16 protein-coding genes are annotated in these 20,896 nt (G+C 71.3%); 12 read left to right on the forward strand and 4 right to left on the reverse strand.

Features of this window, described 5'->3' with window-relative positions; translation table 11 throughout:
• The first annotated feature begins 25 nt into the window (after positions 1-25).
• Positions 26-3,985, forward strand: coding sequence for an ATP-dependent RNA helicase HrpA (gene hrpA, locus Q9R08_RS18470; protein WP_308869638.1), 3,960 nt, complete (start codon positions 26-28; stop codon positions 3,983-3,985).
• Between the two features lie 60 nt (positions 3,986-4,045).
• Positions 4,046-4,987 carry a quinone oxidoreductase family protein gene (locus Q9R08_RS18475; protein WP_308869639.1) on the forward strand — a complete coding sequence of 314 codons (942 nt, stop codon included), beginning with the start codon at positions 4,046-4,048 and terminating at the stop codon, positions 4,985-4,987.
• 6 nt (positions 4,988-4,993) lie between these two features.
• On the opposite strand, the gene Q9R08_RS18480 is transcribed toward Q9R08_RS18475, so the two are convergent.
• Positions 4,994-5,845: a sulfurtransferase gene (locus Q9R08_RS18480; RefSeq protein ID WP_308869640.1), complete on the reverse strand. Its 852-nt coding sequence runs from the start codon at positions 5,843-5,845 to the stop codon at positions 4,994-4,996.
• Positions 5,846-5,960: 115 nt separating this feature from the next.
• Here Q9R08_RS18480 and Q9R08_RS18485 point away from each other — a divergent pair, with 115 nt between their 5' ends.
• The 10 genes from Q9R08_RS18485 (at position 5,961) to Q9R08_RS18530 (ending at position 17,866) form a co-directional block, all read left to right on the forward strand.
• Positions 5,961-7,349 carry an O-acetylhomoserine aminocarboxypropyltransferase/cysteine synthase family protein gene (locus Q9R08_RS18485; protein ID WP_308869641.1) on the forward strand — a complete coding sequence of 463 codons (1,389 nt, stop codon included), beginning with the start codon at positions 5,961-5,963 and terminating at the stop codon, positions 7,347-7,349.
• A 41-nt stretch (positions 7,350-7,390) separates the two neighbouring features.
• On the forward strand, positions 7,391-8,383 hold the full coding sequence (locus tag Q9R08_RS18490) for a Gfo/Idh/MocA family protein (protein ID WP_308869642.1): 993 nt from the start codon (positions 7,391-7,393) through the stop codon (positions 8,381-8,383).
• Position 8,384: 1 nt separating this feature from the next.
• On the forward strand, positions 8,385-9,608 hold the full coding sequence (locus tag Q9R08_RS18495; RefSeq protein WP_308869643.1) for an NYN domain-containing protein: 1,224 nt from the start codon (positions 8,385-8,387) through the stop codon (positions 9,606-9,608).
• Between the two features lie 148 nt (positions 9,609-9,756).
• A complete protein-coding gene (locus tag Q9R08_RS18500) occupies positions 9,757-10,959 on the forward strand; it encodes an ROK family transcriptional regulator (RefSeq protein ID WP_308869644.1) in 1,203 nt (400 codons plus the stop codon).
• A gap of 9 nt (positions 10,960-10,968) precedes the next feature.
• Positions 10,969-12,069: a sugar ABC transporter substrate-binding protein gene (locus Q9R08_RS18505; protein WP_308869645.1), complete on the forward strand. Its 1,101-nt coding sequence runs from the start codon at positions 10,969-10,971 to the stop codon at positions 12,067-12,069.
• A gap of 65 nt (positions 12,070-12,134) precedes the next feature.
• Positions 12,135-13,049, forward strand: a complete 915-nt coding sequence (locus Q9R08_RS18510; RefSeq protein ID WP_418001374.1) for an ATP-binding cassette domain-containing protein — start codon at positions 12,135-12,137, stop codon at positions 13,047-13,049.
• Complete coding sequence (locus Q9R08_RS18515; RefSeq protein ID WP_308869647.1) at positions 13,046-14,293, forward strand: sugar ABC transporter permease; 1,248 nt, start codon at positions 13,046-13,048, stop codon at positions 14,291-14,293. Before Q9R08_RS18510 ends, Q9R08_RS18515 begins: the two co-directional genes overlap by 4 nt.
• A gap of 296 nt (positions 14,294-14,589) precedes the next feature.
• Positions 14,590-15,675, forward strand: coding sequence for a sugar ABC transporter substrate-binding protein (locus tag Q9R08_RS18520; protein ID WP_308869648.1), 1,086 nt, complete (start codon positions 14,590-14,592; stop codon positions 15,673-15,675).
• A gap of 95 nt (positions 15,676-15,770) precedes the next feature.
• The gene (locus tag Q9R08_RS18525) at positions 15,771-16,598 is read left to right on the forward strand and encodes an ATP-binding cassette domain-containing protein (RefSeq protein WP_308869649.1); all 828 of its coding nucleotides are present in this window, start codon (positions 15,771-15,773) and stop codon (positions 16,596-16,598) included.
• Positions 16,595-17,866 (forward strand): sugar ABC transporter permease, encoded by a 1,272-nt coding sequence (locus tag Q9R08_RS18530; RefSeq protein WP_308869650.1) that lies wholly within the window; start codon positions 16,595-16,597, stop codon positions 17,864-17,866. The genes Q9R08_RS18525 and Q9R08_RS18530 overlap by 4 nt, the downstream gene beginning before the upstream one ends.
• Before the next feature lie 58 nt (positions 17,867-17,924).
• Here Q9R08_RS18530 and Q9R08_RS18535 read toward each other — a convergent pair whose 3' ends face one another.
• From Q9R08_RS18535 to Q9R08_RS18545, 3 genes are read right to left on the reverse strand one after another with little or no spacing between them, the layout of a single operon-like run.
• Positions 17,925-18,641, reverse strand: coding sequence for an NAD-dependent deacylase (locus tag Q9R08_RS18535; protein WP_308869651.1), 717 nt, complete (start codon positions 18,639-18,641; stop codon positions 17,925-17,927).
• Positions 18,638-19,258: an alpha/beta fold hydrolase gene (locus tag Q9R08_RS18540; RefSeq protein WP_308869652.1), complete on the reverse strand. Its 621-nt coding sequence runs from the start codon at positions 19,256-19,258 to the stop codon at positions 18,638-18,640. The genes Q9R08_RS18535 and Q9R08_RS18540 overlap by 4 nt, the downstream gene beginning before the upstream one ends.
• Before the next feature lie 58 nt (positions 19,259-19,316).
• Complete coding sequence (locus Q9R08_RS18545; protein WP_308869653.1) at positions 19,317-20,849, reverse strand: CitMHS family transporter; 1,533 nt, start codon at positions 20,847-20,849, stop codon at positions 19,317-19,319.
• Positions 20,850-20,896 lie beyond the last annotated feature (47 nt).

Here is a 20,896-nt window from a genome sequence, read left to right on the forward strand (position 1 = left end):
GCGACACGGGATACGATCGAAGGCTATGTCCGCGCCCGAAGCCGTCATCTCGTACCCGCCGGAGCTCCCCGTCAGCGCCGCGCGCGACGAGATCGCGCGCGCGATCCGCGACCACCAGGTCGTCATCGTCGCGGGCGCCACCGGCTCCGGCAAGACGACGCAACTCCCCAAGATCGCGCTGGAACTGGGTCGCACGCGCATCGCCCACACGCAGCCGCGCCGGATCGCGGCCCGGACCATCGCCGAGCGCATCGCCGAGGAGCTCCAGGTGCCCCTCGGCTCCACCGTCGGCTACAAGGTGCGCTTCACCGACAAGGTGTCCGAGGACACGCGCATCGCGCTGCTGACCGACGGCATCCTGCTCAACGAGATCCACCGCGACCGGCTGCTGCGCCGGTACGACATGATCATCGTCGACGAGGCGCACGAGCGCTCGCTCAACGTGGACTTCCTGCTCGGCTACCTGCGACGGATCCTGCCGAAGCGCCCCGATCTCAAGGTGGTCATCACCAGCGCGACGATCGATCCGCAGAGCTTCGCCGAGCACTTCGCCCAGCCCGACGGCACCGCCGCGCCGATCATCGAGGTGTCGGGACGCACCTACCCGGTCGAGATCCGCTACCGCCCGCCGGCGCGCGCCGCGAAGGACGCGGACGAATCCGACGACGTCGACGGCATCACCTCGGCACTGCGGGAACTCGACCGCGAGGCTGCGGGCGACGTCCTCGTTTTCCTCCCCGGCGAGGCCGAGATCCGCGACGCCGCGGATGCCGTGCGGGGCATGTACGCCAAGGATGCCGCGCCGACCGAAGTCCTGCCCCTGTACGGTCGGCTGTCGGCGGCCGAGCAGCACCGGGTGTTCGAGCGGTCGCAGGTCGCCGGCATCCGTCGTCGCGTCATCCTCGCGACCAACGTGGCCGAGACGAGCCTCACGGTGCCGGGCATCCGGTACGTCGTCGACACCGGCACCGCCCGCATCTCGCGCTACAGCAACCGCAGCAAGGTGCAGCGCCTGCCTATCGAAGCCGTGTCGCAGGCCTCCGCGCAGCAGCGCTCCGGCCGAGCAGGGCGCACCAGCGACGGCATCGCGATCCGGCTCTACTCGGAGGAGGACTTCGACAGCCGCCCCGAGTTCACCGAGCCCGAGATCCTGCGCACGAGCCTGGCCTCGGTGATCCTGCAGATGCTCTCGCTCGGGTTCGGCGACATCTCGTCGTTCCCGTTCCTCACCCCGCCAGACTCGCGCGGCGTGAAGGCGGCGTTCGACCTGCTCGTCGAACTCGGGGCCGTGCGCCTGCCGGAACGCGCGGGAAGCGGCGCCCGCGACGACCGCGGACACCCCACGCTCACCGACCTCGGGCGCGAGATCGCGCGGCTGCCGATCGACCCGCGCTTCGCCCGCATGCTCGTCGAGGCCCGCCGCACCGGCGTCCTGCGCGACGTGCTGGCGATCGTCGCGGGGCTGTCGATCCAGGACGTGCGGGAGCGGCCCGAAGACCGTCGGGAGGAGGCGGACCGCCTGCATGCGCGGTTCACCGATCCGTCCAGCGACTTCCTCAGCCTCCTGAACCTGTGGAACCACCTGCAGGAGAAGCAGTCGGAGCTCGGCTCGAGCGCGTTCCGGCGGCTGTGCCGCTCCGAGCACCTCAACTACGTGCGCGTGCGGGAGTGGGCCGATGTGCATCGGCAGCTGAGCACACTCGTGAACGCGCCCCGCAAGACGGCGCCCGGCGCCGCCGATGCCGACGAAGTCCACAAGGCGATCCTCTCGGGCCTGCTGTCGCAGCTCGGGATCCTCGACGAGCGCACGACGGGCGCCGCCGCACGGGGCCGATCGGGCGATCGCTCGGAGCGCGCCGAGCAGCGTCGCGGCGCCGAGTACGTGGGCGCGCGCGGCACGCGCTTCGCGATCTTCCCGGGCTCCGGCCTCAAGAAGAAGCGCCCGAGCGCCGTGATGGCCGCCGAGGTCGTCGAGACCAGCCGGCTGTTCGCGCGCACCGTCGCGGCGATCGATCCGGAGTGGGCCGAGCCGCTGGCGGGCGATCTCGCCAAGCGGTCGCTGAGCGAGCCGCACTGGTCCAAGGCGTCGGGGGCGGCATCCGCCTACGAGAAGGTCACGCTGTTCGGGCTGGAGATCGTTCCGAAGCGGCGCGTACAGCTGGCCCGGTTCGACCGGCCGTTCGCACGTGAGCTGTTCCTGCGCCATGCGCTGGTCGAGGGCGAGTGGGACGCGACGCACCTCGACAAGCGGCTCACCGCGTTCGAGCGGCGCAACCTCGAACTGCGTCGCCGCCTCGAGAAGATCGAGGAGCGGGAGCGGCGCCGCGACATCCTGGTGGGCGACGAGGCCGTCTACCGCTTCTACGACGCACGGATCCCCCGAGACGTGTTCGACGCGCGCTCCTTCGAGGCCTGGTGGCGGGAGACCTCTGTCCGCACGCCGCGCCTGCTCGACATGACCGAGGCCGACCTCGTCGACGAGGCGTCCCGGGGCGACGAGCGGGACTTCCCGGCACGGTGGACGCAGGGCGACCAGGTGCTCTCGCTCGCGTATCGCTTCGAGCCCGGCGCCGCCGACGACGGCGTGACCGCGGTCGTGCCGCTCGCGCTGCTCGCGCAACTGCGGCCGGACGGGTTCGACTGGCAGGTGCCCGGCATGCGCGACGAGCTCATCACCGCGCTGCTGCGGTCGCTGCCGAAGTCCATCCGCCGCCACGTGGTGCCCGCCGCGGACTGGGCGGCCACCTTCTCGGCCGACCTCGCCGGGCAGGGGCCGGAGTCGCACGCCGGACTGCCGCCGGTGGGGCTGCGCGAGGCGCTCGCTGCGCGCATCCAGCGTGTCGCGAGCCAGCCGGTGAGCGCCGCGGACTTCGAGATGGAGCGCGTGCCCGGCCACCTGCAGGTCTCGTTCCGCGCCGTCGACGAGCGCGGGCGCGCCGTCGGCTCGGACCGCGACCTCACGACGCTGCAGGCGCGTCTCGCCGACCGCGCGCGAGCTTCGGTCTCGCGCTCGCTGAGCGCATCGACACCGGCATCCGCCCCCGCGCGAGCGGCGGGCGTGCCCGCACCGCGCTCGACGGGCACGCCGGGCGCCGCAGCGCCCCCCGAGTCCGCGTTCATCGAGCAGACCGGTCTCACCGACTGGACGTTCGGCGACCTCCCCGAGGTCGTCGACACGAAGGTCGCCGGCGGCGTCGTGCGCGGCTATCCCGCCATCGTGGACGAGAACGCCTCGGTAGCCCTGCGTATCGAGACCACCCCCGAGGCAGCGGCGCGCGCCACACGGGCGGGCGTACGACGGCTCGTGCTGCTCTCGGTCGCCTCGCCCACGGCGTACGTGCTCGAGCACCTCACGTCCGCCGAGAAGCTCGCCCTCGCGGCATCCCCCTATCCGTCGGCGAAGGCACTGATCGAGGACTGCCGCGTGGCGGTGGCGGATGCCGTGATCGCCCGCACCGCCCCCGACGGGCTGGTGCGCACGCGCGCGGGCTTCGAGGCGGTGCGCGACGCGCTCTCGGGAGCGGTCGTGGACGAGCTCTTCCAGACCGTGTCGTTGACCGCGCGGATCCTCACCGCTGCGCGCGAGGTCGAGAAGGCGATGCGCGACGGCAACTCGCTGACCCTCCTCGGCGCCCTGAACGACGTGAAGGGCCAACTCGCCGGACTGGTGTTCCCCGGCTTCGTGTCGCGCACGGGCACAGCACGCCTCGCACACCTCCCGCGTTACCTCCGCGGGGCGCTCGACCGCGTGCGCACGCTGGCCGACAATCCCGGTCGCGACCGGCAGCGGATGACGGAGTTCGAGCGCGCTGCGACCGTCTTCGCCGAGGCCGGCGGCACCATCCCGCCGCCGGATGACGCCCCGCTGTCGCTGGTCCACGCACGCTGGCTTCTCGAGGAGTACCGTGTGAGCCTGTTCGCGCAGTCCCTCGGCACGGCGGAGCCCGTGTCGCTGCAGCGGATGCAGCGGGCCCTGCGCGGCTAGACACTCGACAGCAGAGCCCGTGCGGGAATACCCGCCTCGACGACAGGAGTTGGCCCCGCCATGACCACTGCGATCGCGTACACCGAGTTCGGCGGCCCCGAGGTGCTGCACGAGATCCCCGTGCCCGAGCGGGCGCCGGACGCCGGCGAGGTCGCGATCCGCGTCACGGCGGCCGGCGTGAACCCGATCGATGCGAAGCTGCGCTCCGGCGCCCGCCCGTCGGGCGAGATCACCGCGCCACGCCGCGTCGGCGGCGACGGCGCGGGCGTCGTGATCGCCGTCGGCGACGACGTGGACGGATTCCGCCTCGGCGACCCGGTCGTCTTCGCGGGCGCCTCCGGCGCCTACGCGACCGAGGTGGTCGTCGCCGCCGACCGGGTCTTCGTGCGTCCGCCGCACGTGAGCGCCGCAGAGGGCGCCGCACTCGGCATCCCCGTCGGCACCGCGTATCAGGCGCTGCGATCCCTCGGTGTCGGAAACGGCGACACGCTGTTGGTCCATGGCGGATCCGGTGCCGTCGGCCAGGCGCTCATCCAGTTCGCGGTGCTGTGGGGCGCCACGGTGATCGCGACGTCGTCCGAGCGCCGGTTCGACCGCGTGCGCGCGCTCGGCGCCATCCCGGTCACCTACGGCGACGGTCTGGCCGACCGGGTGCGCGAGGTCGCGCCGCACGGCGTGACGGTCGCGATCGACGCGGCCGGCACCGACGAAGCGCTGCAGACGTCCATCGAACTCGCGCCCGACCGGCAGCGGGTCGCGACGCTGGTGCGGGGGCGGGATGCCGCGGGCCTCGGCATCCGTGCCTTCTCGGGCGGGTCTCCGCTGCCACTCACCGCGCAGCAGCAGCGGTGGCGCACCGAGGCGGTGGCGGTGGCGATCGCCCTGATGGCCGCGGAGCGCTTCTCGGTGGAGCTGGGACCGTCGTTCGCGCTGGCCGACGCCGCCGACGCGCATCGCGCGATCGAGGCGGGCGTCGACGGCAAGATCACCCTGGTGCCCTGACCGCGGTCACACGGTGGCGGTGACCTCGGCCGGCGCAGCGCCGGTGGCGATCGGGCGGCCGGGCATGTTCGACCACTGGCTCCACGAGCCCGGGTAGATGCCGAGCCGCAGCCCCGCGAGCTCGGCGGCGAACGCCGCCTGGGCGGCCGTGACCCCCGACCCGCAGTATGCCGCCGCGGTCACGCCCTCGGCGACGCCGACGCCGCCGAACAGCGCGCGCAGGCTCGCGGCATCCCGGAACCGCTCGCCGTCCATATAGGCGGTCGTCGGAAGGTTCACCGCGCCCGGAATGTGTCCCGGGATCGGGTCGACCGGCTCGACCTCGCCGCGGTAGCGCTCGGCGGCGCGCACGTCGATGAGCACGCCGGAGGCCGGGAGCGCCGCCGCCTCGTCGATCGAGAGCACCGGCTCGACGATGTGAGCCAGCGACACGTCCCCCGGCTCGGGGACCACGGGCCCGGTCTCCAACGGCAGGCCGGCGGCGACCCACGCACGAAGCCCGCCGTCGAGGAGGCGCACATCGACGACGCCCGAGCGGGTCAGCAGCCACCACGCACGCGATGCGCCGAGCGCCCGGTCGTCGTCGTAGATCACGATCGTGTCGCCGTCGTGGACGCCCCAACGACGCGCCGCCGCCTGCAGATCCTCGGTGGCCGGCAACGGGTGGCGGCCGTCCTCGGGCCGACCGTGCCGGGAGAGCTCCGTCTCCATGTCGACGTAGACGGCGCCGGGCACGTGGCCGTCGAGGTGGTCGGCGCTGCCGTCCGGGCGGTCGAGCCGGTAGCGGACGTCGAGCACGCGGACGGCGCCGGAGCGGACAAGGCGGTCGAGTTCTGCGGGGCTGATCAGCTGCGGCACCCGTCCATTCTCGCCCGCGCGCGGCCTACCGCCGCCGGCCAGCGTCGGCGCGGCCGGCGCAACAGTTCGACACACGACGCACGGGCGCCACCCCCTCGGCTCGACAATGGTCAGCATGCCTCGTGCCACCGACAACGACCTGCCGCCTCGCCCGGCCGCCCCTCGCTCGTTCGCGACGGCCCAGGTGCAGGCCGGGTTCGATTCCAGCGTGGCCGAGAACACCGCCGTTCCGGCCATCCACCAGTCGAACGGCTTCGAGTTCCGCTCGCTCGCGGAGGCACGTGATCTCTTCGCGCTGCGCAAGGACGGCAACATCTACAGTCGCGCCGCCAACCCCACCGTGCTCGTGTTCGAGCGCCGCGTCGCCGAGCTCGAGGGCGGCATCGGCGCCGCGGGTGTCGCCTCGGGCCAGGCGGCCGTCGCGGTGGCTCTCCTCGCCCTCGCCAAGCAGGGTGAGCACATCGTCGCGGCGCGGCAGCTGTACGGCGGCACCGTCGACCTGCTGCAGGACACGTTCGCCGACTGGGGCATCGAGGTCACCTTCGTCGACCAGGACGACATCGACGCCTGGTCGGCCGCTGTGCGCTCCACCACCCGGGCGCTCTTCGCCGAGTCGATCTCGAACCCCATCGCTCAGGTGCTCGACCTCGGCGCCGTCGCGGCCGTCGCCCGTGACGCCGGCGTGCCGCTCGTGATCGACAACACCGTCGCGACGCCGTACCTGCAGCGCGCCAAGGACTTCGGCGCCGACATCGTCGTCCATTCGGCGACGAAGTTCCTCGGCGGCCACGGCACGTCGCTGGGCGGCGTCGTCGTCGACCTCGGCACATTCGATTTCACTGCCCAGCCCGAGCGCTGGCCCCAGCTCACGCAGACCTACCGCCGCGTCCCGGACGGCAGCCTCGTCGAGCGCTTCGGCGAGACCGGATCGCCGTACATCGCGCTCGTGAAGACCAAGTACGTGCACGACCTGGGGCCGTCCTTGTCGGCGTTCAACGCCTTCCAGCTGCTGCAGGGGCTCGAGACGCTCGACCTCCGCATGCAGCGCCACACCGAGAGCGCCCTCGCAGTCGCGCGCTTCCTCGACACGAACCCGGCGGTCGCGCGGGTGCACCACCCGGGGCTCGAGACCAGCCCGTGGCACGCCCAGGCCCAGGCCTATCTGCCGCACGGGGTGAGTTCGGTCTTCGCGTTCGACCTCCGCACGACCGGCGACGACGAGGCCGACTTCCGCCTCGTCGAGGAGTTCATCTCGCGCCTGCAGGTGATCCGGCTCGTCGCCAACATCGGCGACGCGCGCAGTCTCGTCGCCCACCCGGCCTCGATGACCCACAGCCACATGTCGCGCACCCAGCTCGCGGAGGCGCACATCGGTCCGACCACCGTGCGCCTGTCGATCGGCCTGGAGGACGCGCGCGACATCGTGGACGACCTGGCCCGCGCGCTCGAGCGGATCGGCGACTCGGCCGACCGCCCCCGGCTGGCGGAGAGCGTCCCGAGCTAGTCGACCCGGCGAGTGCGCCGTCGCGCCACTAGCCTCGAGTCATGACCTCACCGTCCTCACCCCGCTGGGGCATCCTCGGACCGGGCGGCATCGCGCGCGCGTTCACCAGCGATCTGCGCACCGCCGGCCTCGACGTCACCGCCGTCGGATCCCGTCGCCGCGAGACCGCGGAAGCGTTCGCCTCCGACTTCTCCATCCCGCACGCGCACGGGTCGTACGAGGACCTGGTCGCCGACCCCGACGTCGACATCGTCTACATCGCGACGCCGCACCCGATGCACGCCTCCAACGCCCTGCTGGCGCTGGAGGCCGGAAAGCACGTGCTCGTCGAGAAGCCGTTCACGCTGAACGCCGACGAAGCGGCGGCGGTCCGCGACGCCGCCGCCGACCGCGGGCTCCTCGCCATGGAGGCCATGTGGACGCGATATCTGCCGCATATGGTCCGCATCCGCGAGCTCGTGGCCTCCGGCGCGCTCGGCGAGATCCGCGCGGTCACCGCGGATCACACCCAGCTGCTGTCGTCCGACCCCGCGCACCGGATCAACGCGCTCGAGCTGGGCGGCGGCGCACTGCTCGACCTCGGCATCTACCCGGTGTCGTTCGCGTGGGACATGCTCGGCGAGCCGGTGTCGATCCTCGCGTCCGCCCGACTCGGCGACGCCGGGTCCGACACCGAGGTGGCGACGATCATGGCGCACGCCAACGGCGCGCTGTCGACGTCGCTGTCGGCTTCGCGCGGCGCAGGGCCGAACACCGCGTCGGTGATCGGCACGGACGTCCGCATCGACATCGACCGCGTCTGGTACACGGCGACCTCCTTCCGCCTCGTGGGGCCGGACGGCACGGTGCGCGAGGAATTCCGCTCCGACATCGAGGGGCGCGGGATGCAGTACCAGGCGCTGGCGGCCGGGCGATACCTCGCCGAGGGCCGCACGGATTCCGACATCCTGCCGATCGACGAGACCGTCGCGATCATGGCCACGCTCGATGAGATCCGCACGCTCGTGGGCGTGCGCTACCCCGGTGAGGAGTGACATGCCCGACCTGCAGAATCCCCGCGTCGCGGTGTACCTCGACTTCGACAACATCGTGATGTCCTGGTACGACCGCGTCCACGGCCGCAACTCGTACTCCCGCGACCGTCAGCGCATCGCCGAGAACCCCGCCGATCCCGAGATCGCCGAGCGGCTCGCCGCGGCCACCATCGACGTCGGCGCCATCATCGACTTCGCGGCCTCGTTCGGCACGCTCGTGCTCACCCGCGCGTACGCGGACTGGTCGGCGCCCGTCAACGCCATCTACCGTTCGCAGCTGGTCGCGCGCGCGGTCGATCTCGTCCAGCTCTTCCCGGCCGCCGCGTACGCCAAGAACGGAGCCGACATCCGTCTCGCGGTGGACGCCGTCGAGGACATGTTCCGGCTGCCCGACCTCACGCACGTCGTGATCGTGGCCGGCGACTCGGACTACGTCCCCCTCGCGCAGCGGTGCAAGCGGCTCGGCCGCTACGTGGTAGGAGTCGGTGTCGCAGGATCGACGGCCAAGTCGCTCGCCGCGGCGTGCGACGAGTTCGAGGCGTACGACTCGCTGCCCGGCGTCCCCCGCGTGTCCCGCGAGCCCGCGCGGGCGGCGAAGACGCCGGACAAGGCCGCAGAGAAGGCCGCCGAGAAGGCGCCGTCGAAGGCCGCCTCGGGCCGTGCGACCAAGCCGAAGGAGACGGCGGCGAGCGTGGCGGCCAACGGCACGGCGGCGCGGTCGGGAGGCCGTCGCGGAGCGGCGAAGTCCGTGCCGGCGGAGACTCCTTCGACGACGGATGCCGTCACGCCCGACGCGCCGGCCGAGGCCACGGCCGCGACCGCCGAGGCCCGTTCGAGCGTCGAGATCGAGGCGGCGCTCAACGAGGCGCTCGAGACCACGGCGCCTCCGAAGCGCGGGAACCGTCGTGCGTCGTCGAAGACCGTGGCCGCGAGCGTCGAGCCACCCGCTCCGGAGCCGGTGCAGCCCGTCGAGGAGCCTGCCGAGGACCCGCAGGAGACGGCCACCCGCCTGCTGGAGCGCGCCCTGCGCCTCGGCCACGACAAGAACGACGACTCCGAATGGCTGCACAGCTCGGCGGTGAAGACGCACATGCGGCGGATGGACCCGTCCTTCAGCGAGAAGGCCTTGGGCTACCGGTCGTTCAACGACTTCGTGAAGGCTCGCGAGTCGATCGCCGAGCTCGAGGAGACCGGGCACGAGCGACTGGTGCGCCTGCGCGAGTAGCGTCTTGCGCCGGAGCGCGTGCGTCAGCCGATGCGCGCGAGGAACTCGAGGAGCCCCGCGCTGAACGCGGCGGCGGCCGAGGGCTCGCCCGCAGACCGGCGATCCCTCGGCCGATCTGGGAAATCGCACGTGGGATACAGTGTGAGCTGTGGCACGCCGTCAAGCTCCGCCGGGCTCGCAGACCTCGCTGCGCGAGGCCAATCGCGCGCGCGTCGTCGAGTCCCTCAAGCGCCACGGCCGCCTCACGCAGATCGAGCTCGCCGGCAGCACGGGACTCTCCCCCGCCACGGTCTCGAACATCGTCAAGGAGCTGACGGCCTCGGGCCTGCTCCACACGTCTTTCACCACGAGCAGCGGTCGCCGCGCGACCCTCGTGTCGCTCGCTCGCCGGCTCGGCCTCGTCGCCGGCGTCCACTACAGCTCGCGGCACCTGCACATCGCGATCGCCGACACCGCGCGCACGATCGTCACGCAGTCCTCACTCCCCCTCCCCCTCGACCACCGCCACGACTCCGAGCTCGACCGCCTCGCACTGCTGCTCGGCGACATGATGGAGTCGCTCGGCGGGTCGCTCACCGACCTCCTCGCGGTGGGCCTGGCGCTCCCTGCGCCCATCGACCCGCGCACCGGCATGGTGTCCACTCCGGGCCTGCTGCGCGGCTGGGAGGGCGTCGACGTCGCCGAGAGCCTCTCGATGCGCATCGGCCGCCCCGTCTACGTCGACAGCGAGGCGAACCTCGGCGGTCTCGCCGAGGCCCGCGAGGGCAACGGTCGCGCCGCCGCGTCCTCCGTCTTCATCCGCGTCGGCCACACCATCAGCGCCGGACTCGTGGTCGGGGGCGACCTGTTCCGCGGCGTCAACGGCAAGGCGGGCCAGATCGGGCACGTCACGCTCGACGAGAACGGCCCCATCTGCCGCTGCAGCAACCGCGGCTGCCTCGAGACCTACGCGGGCGGGCCTGCGCTGCTGTCGCTCTTCCCGTCGAGCGAGGGCATGCACCGTCTGGGCGACCTGCTCCAGGCCGCAGAGGCCGGCGACGGCGCCGCACGGCGGGTCATCGCCGATGCCGGACGCCATATCGGCATCGCGGCCGCGAGCCTCTGCAACCTCTTCGATCCCGAGGTCATCGTCGTCGGAGGCGAGCTGGGGCAGGCGGGTGAGATCCTGATGGCGCCGATGCGGCACTCGCTCGAGCGCACCGCCCTGCCGTCCGCCGACGGCCTGCCCGAGATCGTCGGCGCCTCCTTCGGCGAGTGGGCGGAGACACGCGGGGCCATCGCGATCGCCCTCGACCACGTCACGGTCAGCGCCCAGCTCCCGGCGGCGTCGACGCTCCCCATCACCGCATAGGCTCGTCCGATGTCCCGCACCCGACACGATCGGCCGCGGCGGCGCCCGGTCGGGCACCGCGCGGCGGCGGCTGCCGGCATCCTCCTGGTCGCCGCGGCGACCCTGTCCGCCTGTACGGGGGATCCGGGAGCCGGGGAGGGCACGCCCGCCGACGACACCATCGCGCTGCTTCTGCCCGACGCGAAGACCGCGCGCTACGAGACCTTCGACCGGCCGCTGTTCGAAGCTCGCGTGGCCGAGCTCGGAGACTACGACGTGCTGTACGCCAACGCCGATCAGGATGCCGCGAAGCAGCAGCAGCAGGCGGAATCCGCCCTCACCTCGGGTGCGGGGGTGCTGGTTCTGGATCCGGTCGACGCGAACGCCGCCGTGAGCATCGTGAACTCGGCCAACGCCAAGGGAGTGCCCGTCGTCTCCTACGACCGCCTGATCGCCGGCGGCGACCTGGCTTACTACATCTCATTCGACAACGAGAAGGTCGGCGTGCTGCAGGCGACGGCCTTCGTCGAGGGGATGCGCGCGACGGAGGACGGCAGCGGGATCCTCATGGTCAACGGCTCGCCGACGGACAGCAACGCGGCGCTGTTCAAGCGCGGCGCCCACAGCATCATCGACGACAGCGGGTTGCGCGTGCTCGCCGAGTACGACACCCCGGGCTGGAGCCCCGAGAAGGCGCAGGAGTGGGTGTCGGGCCAGATCGCGCAGCACGGCGGCGCGATCGCCGGCGTCTATGCCGCGAACGACGCCACCGCCGGCGGTGCGATCGCGGCGCTTCGGGTCGCGAACGTCGATCCGCTCCCGATCGTGACCGGACAGGATGCCGAGCTCTCGGCGATCCAGCGGATCCTCACCGGCGACCAGTACATGACCGTCTACAAGGCGATCAAGCCGCAGGCGGAGCTCGCAGCCGAGGTCGCCGTCAAGCTGCTGCACGGCGAGGAGGTGACCGCGCCCCTCGAGATCGAGGGGACTCCGGCCACGCTGCTGGACCCCGTCGCGGTGACGATCGACGACATCATGGACACCGTCGTCGCCGACGGATTCTGGAGCGTCGACGACATCTGCACCCCCGCCTACGCTGATGCGTGCGAAGCTGCCGGCATCGGGTAGGGTCCAGACTCTGGCAGGGGCCGGCTGGGGCCGAGAACGACGATGAGGACGGGGCGAGGATGTCGATGACGCACCCGCGGGCGGGGAGGCCGCGTGAACGCGTGCTCACCATGCGCGGCATCGGCAAGCGGTTCGGCGCCGTCAAGGCGCTCACCGACGTCGACTTCTGGGTGAACGAGGGCGAGGTGGTCGCGCTCGTCGGCGACAACGGCGCCGGCAAGTCGACACTCGTCAAGGTGCTTGCCGGCGTGCACCCTCCCGACAGCGGATCCATCGAGTTCGACGGTGACGAAGTCGTCATCGGCTCCCCCGCCGACGCGCAGCAGCTCGGGATCGAGACGATCTTCCAGGACCTCGCGCTGTGCGACAACCTCGATGTCGTCGCGAATCTCTGGCTCGGGCGCGAACTGCGCGACGGCGCCACGCTCGACGAGGTCGACATGGAGCAGCGCACGTGGACGCTGCTGCGCGAGCTGTCGGCCAAGATCCCGTCCGTGCGCGTGCCCGTCGCGTCGCTGTCGGGCGGACAGCGCCAGACCGTCGCCATCGCCCGCTCGCTGATCGGCGAGCCGCGCGTCGTGATCCTCGACGAGCCGACGGCTGCCCTCGGCGTCGCGCAGACGGCCGAGGTCCTGAACCTCATCGAGCGCCTCCGCGAGCGCGGGCATGGGGTCATCCTCATCAGCCACAACATGGCCGATGTCATGGCGGTCGCCGACCGCGTGGTCGTCCTGCGCCTCGGCCGCAACAACGGCGTGTACAACGTCGCGGACGTCACCAGCGAGACCCTCATCGCGGCGATCACCGGCGCGGTGGACCACTCCGTGGCGCCGCGACGCGTGCCGGAGCGGACGGATGCCGCGCCCGCCTCCGCGCGCGACGACGAGCCCGCCGACCAGACCTCCGGCGGTACCGTCATCCGCATGCCGCGCGCCGGGTCGCGCCCCACCTCCCGACCCCGCGGGGACGGGAGCCGATGAGCGCGCGCGGCGACGAGCGGCTCACCGAGCCGACCGGCGACGAACGGCTCCTGAGCGGCAGCGGCATCCGCCTCGCCCTGGAGGGCTTCGTGACGCGCATCCGGGGCGGAGACCTCGGCGCCCTTCCCGTCGTGCTCGGGATCGCCGTGATCTGGACGGTCTTCCAGCTGCTGAACCCGGTCTTCCTCTCCAGCGAGAACCTCGTGAACCTCACGATGCAGTGCGCCGCCATCGGCACGATCGCGCTGGGCGTCGTGCTGGTGCTGCTCGTCGGCGAGATCGACCTGTCAGTCGGGTCGGTGTCGGGGCTCGCCGCCGCGGTGCTCGCCGTCACGTTCGTCCAGCTGCAGTGGAACCTGATCCTGTCGCTGGTGGCGGCGATCGCTGTCGGGTGCGTGGTCGGATTGCTGTACGGCTACCTGTTCACGCGCTTCGGACTGCCGAGCTTCGTCATCACGCTGGCCGGCCTCCTCGGCTTCCTGGGGCTGCAGCTGTGGGTGCTGGGCGAGACGGGATCCATCGCGATCCCGTTCGACTCGTGGCTCGTCCAGTTCGCCCAGCAGATGTTCCTTCCGGCCTGGGCGTCGTACGTCGTGGCCGTGCTGGCCGTGGCCGCGTTCGCCTGGTCTCTGCTGCGGCGCGCGCGACGGCGGGCGGCGGCGAACCTCGTGAGCCAGAGCTACACCGAGATCGCGGTGCGCAGCGCGGTCCTCCTCGCCTTCCTGCTCGTGGCGACCTGGTACCTGAACCTCTATCGCGGCGTCGGGGTGATGTTCCTGTTCTTCCTGGCCCTCATCGTCGCCATGAACTTCGTGCTGACCCGCACCCGCTGGGGGCGCGCCGTCTACGCCGTCGGCGGATCGGTCGAGGCCGCCCGCCGCGCCGGCATCCGCGTAGACCGCATCTACCTCTCGGTCTTCGCGATGTGCTCGACCTTCGCCGCAGTGGGAGGCATCCTCGCCGCCGCGCGACTGGCGTCGGCGAACCAGAGCTCGGGCACGGGAGACGTGAACCTCAACGCGATCGCCGCCGCCGTCATCGGGGGCACGAGCCTCTTCGGCGGCCGTGGATCGGCGTTCTCGGCTCTCGTCGGCATCGTGGTGATCCAGTCGATCTCGTCGGGTCTGACCCTCATGAACCTCGACTCGTCGGTGCAGTTCATGGTGACCGGCGTCGTGCTCGTGCTCGCGGTGATCGTGGATTCGCTGTCACGCCGGACGCGTGCGGCCACCGGTCGCGCCTGAACCCGCGTCGCCGCGCACTGGCTTCACTTGGCGAACGCTCCGCTCGGCGCGGCCAGACGACCCGGGGTGACCGGAAGACAATCTGCGTCTTCTTCCGCAGAAAAGGGTGCACTCTGCACGGTAAGCGCTCTCTTCGACCCGGCCATCACGGCATCCGTCGCGCGACAGCGCCTGCGTTGCCAAAGCGTTACGTTCAAGACTTGACGCCAAGAATGCCGGTCATCGATGATCGCATCAGCGCGAAGAAACCAGGGACGCTCCTGGAACTCGCTCGCTTCAACGACGAAAGGCGAATGATGAAGAAGTCTTCGATCCTCGCCGTGGCCGCCCTCGCGGGCGCGGCCGCGGTGATGCTGGCCGGCTGCGCCGGCGGCAACGGCGACACCGGTGACGGTGGCGACGGCGGCGATGGCGGGGATGCCGCCGACCGCGCCTGTGTGATCCTGCCTGACGCTGCGTCCTCGCCGCGCTGGGAGAACTTCGACCGCAAGTACCTCCAGGAGGGGCTGGAGGGAGCCGGCTTCGACGTCGACATCCAGAACGCGCAGGGCGACGTCAACAAGTACTCGACGATCGCCGATCAGCAGCTCACCCAGGGCTGCGGCGTCATGCTGCTCGTCGACTACCAGGGCGCCGCGGAGGCCGTCGCGACCAAGGCGAAGGCCGAAGGCATCCCCGTGATCGCCTACGACCGCCCGTTCACCGGCGCGGACTACTACGTCTCGTTCGACAACACCGAGGTCGGCCGTCTCGAGGGTCAGACCGTTCTGGACGGCCTCGAAGCCGCCGGCAAGGACCCGGCGACCGCAGTCGTCGTCTACATGGGCGGCGACCCGACCGACGGCAACGCGGCGATGTTCCACGACGGCGCCGTCGAGGTGATGGAGGCCGCGGGCATCACGCCGGCGGCCGAGCCCCCGGGGATCTGGGACCAGGCCAAGTCGCAGACCAACTTCGAGCAGGCACTGACGGGCCTGGGCGGCAAGGTCGACGGCGTGTGGGCCGCGAACGACACCAACGCCGCGGGCGTCATCAAGGTCCTCCAGGACAACAACCTGACGGGCGTTGCGGTGTCGGGCCAGGACGCGAACGTCGCGGGCCTGCAGAACATCCTGCTCGGCTGGCAGACCGCCACGGTCTACAAGCCGGTCAAGGACGAGGCCACCGCTGCCGTCGACACGGCCGTCGCGCTCCTGAAGGGCGAGGACGTCGACGCACAGGCAGAGCTCGAGGACGGCACGCCCTACATCCAGGTGACGCCGATCCTGGTCGGCCCCGAGCAGGTCAAGGACGTCGTCGCCGCCGGTGACGCCGACTACGACGACGTCTGCACGCCTGACGTGATGGCCGCATGCGAGCAGTATGGAGTCACCGCCGAGTAGCGGATCGGCTTACGGCTGAACCCGCGAGGGGGCGTCGCGCCGCTCGGCGTGGCGCCCCTTCTCGCCGGACCACGGGCACTCCCAAGGAAGCGAGCATGTCAGATACATTCACCACCACTCCCGCCCCGGTCGGCGCGGAGCCGATCATCCAGCTGGTCGGGGTCAAGAAGTCCTTCGGCCCGGTCAGCGTCCTGAAGGGCGTGGATCTCAAGGTCCACCCCGGCAAGGTCACCGCCCTCGTGGGCGACAACGGCGCCGGCAAGTCCACGCTCATCAAGGGTCTGGCCGGCGTGCAGCCGTACGACGAGGGCGAAGTCCTCATCGACGGCGTGCACCGCGACCTGCACACTCCCCGCGACGCAGGGCACCTCGGCATCGAGGTCGTGTACCAGGACCTCGCCCTGTGCGACAACCTCGACATCGTCCAGAACATGTTCCTCGGCCGCGAGGAGCTCTCGTCGGGCACCTTCGACGAGGGTCGCATGGAGAAGGAGGCGTCCGACACGCTGCGCTCCCTCTCGGTGCGCACCGTCAAATCCGTCCGCCAGAAGGTGTCCAGCCTGTCCGGTGGCCAGCGGCAGACCGTGGCGATCGCGCGCGCCGTGCTGAAGAAGGCCCGAGTGGTCATCCTCGACGAGCCGACGGCCGCCCTCGGCGTCGCGCAGACCGAGCAGGTGCTGAACCTCGTGAAGCGCCTGTCGGAGCAGGGTGTCGCCGTGATCCTCATCAGCCACAACCTGGTGGACGTCTTCGAGGTCGCCGACGACATCGCCGTCCTGTACCTCGGCCAGATGGTCGCCCAGATCCCGGCATCCTCGACGACCCGCGACGACGTCGTGGGCTACATCACCGGAACCAAGGCACCCGCCGGTGTCACGATCCTCGACACGTCGACCGTTCGCACCGAAGGAGGCGCGGAATGAGCAGCAATGCCACCCGGACCGAGGCCGCCCCCGATCCGATCGCGAGCGACCTGATCGGCAGCGGCGTGGAGGGCGGCGTCGGCGATCAGCTTCGAGCGTGGTGGCAGCGCGTTCGCGGCGGAGACATGGGCGCCCTGCCCGCGATCGGCGGCCTCGTCGTGCTCGGCGCGCTGTTCTCGATCATGAGCCCGTTCTTCCTCACCGAGCGCAACTTCGCCAACCTGCTGAACCAGGCTGCGACGCTCGTCGTGCTCGGCATGGCGCTCGTGTTCGTGCTGCTCCTCGGCGAGATCGACCTGTCCGCCGGTGTGACCGGCGGTGTCGGCATGGCGCTGTTCGTCGTGCTGAACGCCCAGTTCGGCGTCCCCTGGCCGCTCGCACTCCTCATCGGATTCGGCTTCGGGTTCCTCACGGGGGCCTTCATAGGCTTCTTCGTGGCGAGGGTGGGCATCCCGTCGTTCGTCGTCACGTTGGGTCTGTTCCTCGGTTTCCAGGGCCTCGCGCTCGTCATCATCGGCCCCGGCGGCCTGTTCCGCCTCGAGGTGCCCGAGCTCATCGCCCTCCAGAACGGAAACCTGCCCGTGTGGGGCGGATGGGCGATGCTCGTGATCATGCTCGCAATCTCGGCGGGCACGTCGTTCTGGGACCGCGCACGCCGCACGCGGGCCGGCGTTCCCAACCGTGCCCTGTCGATGGTCTGGATCAAGCTCGCGGCGATCGCGGTGATCGGCGGCGCGGTGGTCTTCGTCCTCAACCAGAACCGCGGCCAGTCCGTGATCGAGGTGGCCGGCGTTCCCATCGTCGTGCCGGTCGTGCTGACCATCCTCTGGCTCGGCACGTTCCTGCTCGACCGCACCAAGTTCGGCCGCTACATCTACGCCATCGGCGGCAACGCCGAGGCTGCACGCCGTTCCGGTGTCAAGGTGCGGTGGATCAAGTGGTGGGCGTTCGTGATCTGCTCGAGCCTCGCGGTGTTCTCGGCCCTGCTGAGCGTGGCGCGGGTGGGCTCGGTCGACGCCACCGTCGGCCGCGACATCGTGCTGTCGGGCGTCGCGGCGGCGGTCGTCGGCGGTGTCAGCCTGTTCGGCGGCAAGGGGCGCCTCATGCATGCGGCGATCGGCGCACTCGTCATCGCGACGATCACGAACGGTCTGGGTCTGCTTAACCTGCCCGCGGGTGTCAACCTGCTGGTGACCGGCGCCGTGCTGATCCTCGCCGCGACCGTGGACGCCCTCTCGCGCGTGCGGTCGGGTGGCGGCCGGGTATAGCCGCAGCAGTCGATTCGAGGGCGCCGGGCGGAGCGATCCACCCGGCGCCCTCGCAGTGTCAGCGTCGCTCGGCGCCCGCGCGGCGGGCCGACAGGACCTCGTCCACCCAGGCGGGCACGAGCTCGCTCGCACGACCCGCTCGGGCGTCGTCGAACGGCACGGCCGCGTCGCTCGGCTCGAGGTTCAGCTCGACGGTGCGCACGCCGAACGCGGACGCGAGCGCCACGTAGCCGGCGGCCGGGTACACCGCACCCGACGTGCCGATCGACACGAAGACGTCCGCGGCGACCACCGCGTTCTCGATGCGGCCGAGCTCGTACGGCATCTCGCCGAACCAGACGACGTCGGGGCGCAGCATCCGCTCTCCGCAGTCGGGACATGCCGGGCGATCGATGAGGTCTTCGTCCCACGCGGGCCGCGAGCCGCACGCGAGGCACAGCGCGCGGCGCAGCTCCCCGTGCATGTGGACGAGGTTGCGGCTGCCGGCGCGCTCGTGCAGGTCGTCGACGTTCTGCGTGACCACGAGGAGATCGCCGCCGATCGCACCCTCCAGTCGTGCGAGCGCCAGGTGGGCGGCGTTGGGCACGACCGTCCGCAGGGCGCGGCGCCGCGCGTCGTAGAAGGCAAGCACGGTGTCGGGGTCGCGCTCGTAGGCCTCCGGTGTGGCGACGTCCTCGATCAGGTGTCCCTCCCACAGGCCGTCGGCGCCGCGGAAGGTGGGCACGCCGCTCTCCGCGGAGATGCCGGCGCCGGTGAGCACGACGATCCGGGTCATCGGAGGGTTCCGGGCGCGACGTGCGACAGCACGCGCTCCCACACCTCGGCAAGGACGAGGCGCGACTCGGGGTCCGACGTCTGCGGCACCATCTCGACGCGGGCGGAGGGGAGCCGCTCGGCGAACCAGCGTGCTGCGGCGTTCGCGGCATCCGGATCCTTCCGCGCGTTCATCAGCAGCGTCTTGGCCGCGATGTTCTCGAGGAGCTCCGCGACCGCATGTCCGCCGAGCTCGGACTCGGGACGCGGCACGGCCAGAAGGGCGAGTCTGTCGACGCCGTCGCCCACGAGCGCGGCGACCTGGATGGCCACTTCGCCGGCGGTGGCGACGCCCACGAGGCCCGCGGACCGATCGCCGCGCTCCTCGGTGACGAACTGTGCGATCCGTCGTGCGGTGGCCTCCGCGGGAGTCGTGCCGCGGTAGGCCACCGGGTCGTCGATGTCGTCCACCGTGAGTCCGATCGCCACGACCCGCACATCGCGTCGGGTCGTGGCGTCGTGCAACGGATCCGACAGCGTCGAGACGCCCTCGCGGAGCAGGAACACGGTGCGCTCCGCGCCGGGCGCCCCGAAGCTGCGGTGCTCGTAGGCGGCGTCGGGTGCGGCTGCTCTCGTCATGGCCAAAGCCTATGAGCCGTGGACGCGGACGGGGAGAACCCGCCGGGAGCCGCGCCGCTCAGGCCATGAGCGGGATCGCACCCACCAGCACGCCGACGGCGAGCATCGCGAGCGATACGACGCACGCCCGCCACAGCACCTTCTTGTGGTGGTCGCCGAGGTTGACGCTCGCCAGCGAGACGAGGAGCAGGATCGCCGGCACCAGCGGGCTCTGCAAGTGCACCGGCTGGCCGGTGATCGAGGCGCGGGCCATCTCGACCGGCGCGATCCCGAAGTGCTCGGCGCTCTGCGCCAGCACAGGGAGGATGCCGTAGTAGAACGCGTCGTTCGACATGAAGAACGTGAACGGGATCGACAGGATGCCGGTGATCACGGCCAGGAAGGGTCCCAGCGAGGCCGGGATCACGGTCGTGATCCAGGTCGCCATCGCATCGACCATGCCGGTGCCGTTCAGCACGCCGACCAGCACGCCCGCCGCCAGGACCATCGAGACGACGCCCACGATGCTCGGGGCGTGGGCGACGATCTCGTCGGCCTGGCTCTTGAGCTTCGGGAAGTTCACGAACAGCGCGATCGCGGCGCCGACCATGAACACGTAGGCGAGCGGGAAGACGTCGAGCACCAGCAGCACCATCACCGCGAGCGTCAGCGCCAGGTTGAACCAGATGAGCTTCGGCCGCAGCGTGGCACGGTTCGGATCGAGCATCGTGTCGGCCATCGCGGTGTCTTCGCGGTCGACGACGGCGGTGGCGACGGGCACGCTGCCCCGGCCGCCGGCGAGCGTCACGATGTTGCCGGTGCGCAGCGTCGCGCGGGCGCCCGGCTTCGTGTCGGCGCCGCGGAAGATGCGGGATCCGGCGAGCACTCCCCCGCCGTCCAGGCGCGACTCGTCGATGCTGCCGATGCGCTTGCGCTCCGAGAGCCCGAGGAACCACGCGAAGGCCAGCGAGATGACGATGCCGGCGGCGAGCGAGGGCAGCATCGGCACGAAGATGTCGGTGGGCTGCAGGCCGAGCGCCGTCGCCGCCCGCACAGTGGGTCCGCCCCACGGGACGATGTTCAGCGTGCCGTTCATGAGGCCGGCGACGCAGGTGAGCACGACGGGGCTCATGCCGAGGCGCAGGTAGATCGGCAGCATCGCGGAGGTCGTGATGATGAAGGTCGTCGAGCCGTCGCCGTCGAGCGAGACCGCGCCGGCCAGCACGGCCGTCCCCAGCACGACCTTGGCCGGGTCGTCGCCGAGCAGGCGCGTGATCGCCCGGATGAGCGGATCGAACAGGCCGACGTCGATCATGATGCCGAAGTACATGATGGCGAACATCAGCAGAGCGGCCGTCGGGGCCATGCTGCCGATCGCGTCGAGGATCATGTCGCCGAGTCCGAGCCCGGCGCCGGCGAACAGCCCGAAGACCGTCGGCACGATGATGAGCGCGACCATCGGGGTCAGCCGGCGCGTCATGATGAGCGCCATGAACGCCAGGACCATCGTGAAACCCAGCGCGACGAGCACGCCTTCGGACGGGACGAACGCGGTGGCGTAGCCTTCGTCGGCCTCGGCGGCGTGGAACAGGAACGGAACTGCCGCGTTCATCTCGACTCCTTCGTCGTGTCGTGCGGGTGGTGGCATCGCACCGATGG

Origin of the sequence: Microbacterium psychrotolerans, assembly GCF_031085295.1 — a bacterium.
GTDB lineage: Bacteria > Actinomycetota > Actinomycetes > Actinomycetales > Microbacteriaceae > Microbacterium > Microbacterium psychrotolerans.

Bases quoted from the DNA above. Each gene is read 5' to 3' on its own strand.
- hrpA (WP_308869638.1), top strand. From the start codon at position 26: ATGTCCGCGCCCGAAGCCGTCATCTCGTACCCGCCGGAGCTCCCCGTC.
- Q9R08_RS18475 (WP_308869639.1), top strand. From the start codon at position 4,046: ATGACCACTGCGATCGCGTACACCGAGTTCGGCGGCCCCGAGGTGCTG.
- Q9R08_RS18485 (WP_308869641.1), top strand. From the start codon at position 5,961: ATGCCTCGTGCCACCGACAACGACCTGCCGCCTCGCCCGGCCGCCCCT.
- Q9R08_RS18490 (WP_308869642.1), top strand. From the start codon at position 7,391: ATGACCTCACCGTCCTCACCCCGCTGGGGCATCCTCGGACCGGGCGGC.
- Q9R08_RS18495 (WP_308869643.1), top strand. From the start codon at position 8,385: ATGCCCGACCTGCAGAATCCCCGCGTCGCGGTGTACCTCGACTTCGAC.
- Q9R08_RS18505 (WP_308869645.1), top strand. From the start codon at position 10,969: ATGTCCCGCACCCGACACGATCGGCCGCGGCGGCGCCCGGTCGGGCAC.
- Q9R08_RS18510 (WP_418001374.1), top strand. From the start codon at position 12,135: ATGACGCACCCGCGGGCGGGGAGGCCGCGTGAACGCGTGCTCACCATG.
- Q9R08_RS18515 (WP_308869647.1), top strand. From the start codon at position 13,046: ATGAGCGCGCGCGGCGACGAGCGGCTCACCGAGCCGACCGGCGACGAA.
- Q9R08_RS18520 (WP_308869648.1), top strand. From the start codon at position 14,590: ATGAAGAAGTCTTCGATCCTCGCCGTGGCCGCCCTCGCGGGCGCGGCC.
- Q9R08_RS18525 (WP_308869649.1), top strand. From the start codon at position 15,771: ATGTCAGATACATTCACCACCACTCCCGCCCCGGTCGGCGCGGAGCCG.
- Q9R08_RS18530 (WP_308869650.1), top strand. From the start codon at position 16,595: ATGAGCAGCAATGCCACCCGGACCGAGGCCGCCCCCGATCCGATCGCG.
- Q9R08_RS18535 (WP_308869651.1), bottom strand. From the start codon at position 18,641: ATGACCCGGATCGTCGTGCTCACCGGCGCCGGCATCTCCGCGGAGAGC.
- Q9R08_RS18540 (WP_308869652.1), bottom strand. From the start codon at position 19,258: ATGACGAGAGCAGCCGCACCCGACGCCGCCTACGAGCACCGCAGCTTC.
- Q9R08_RS18545 (WP_308869653.1), bottom strand. From the start codon at position 20,849: ATGAACGCGGCAGTTCCGTTCCTGTTCCACGCCGCCGAGGCCGACGAA.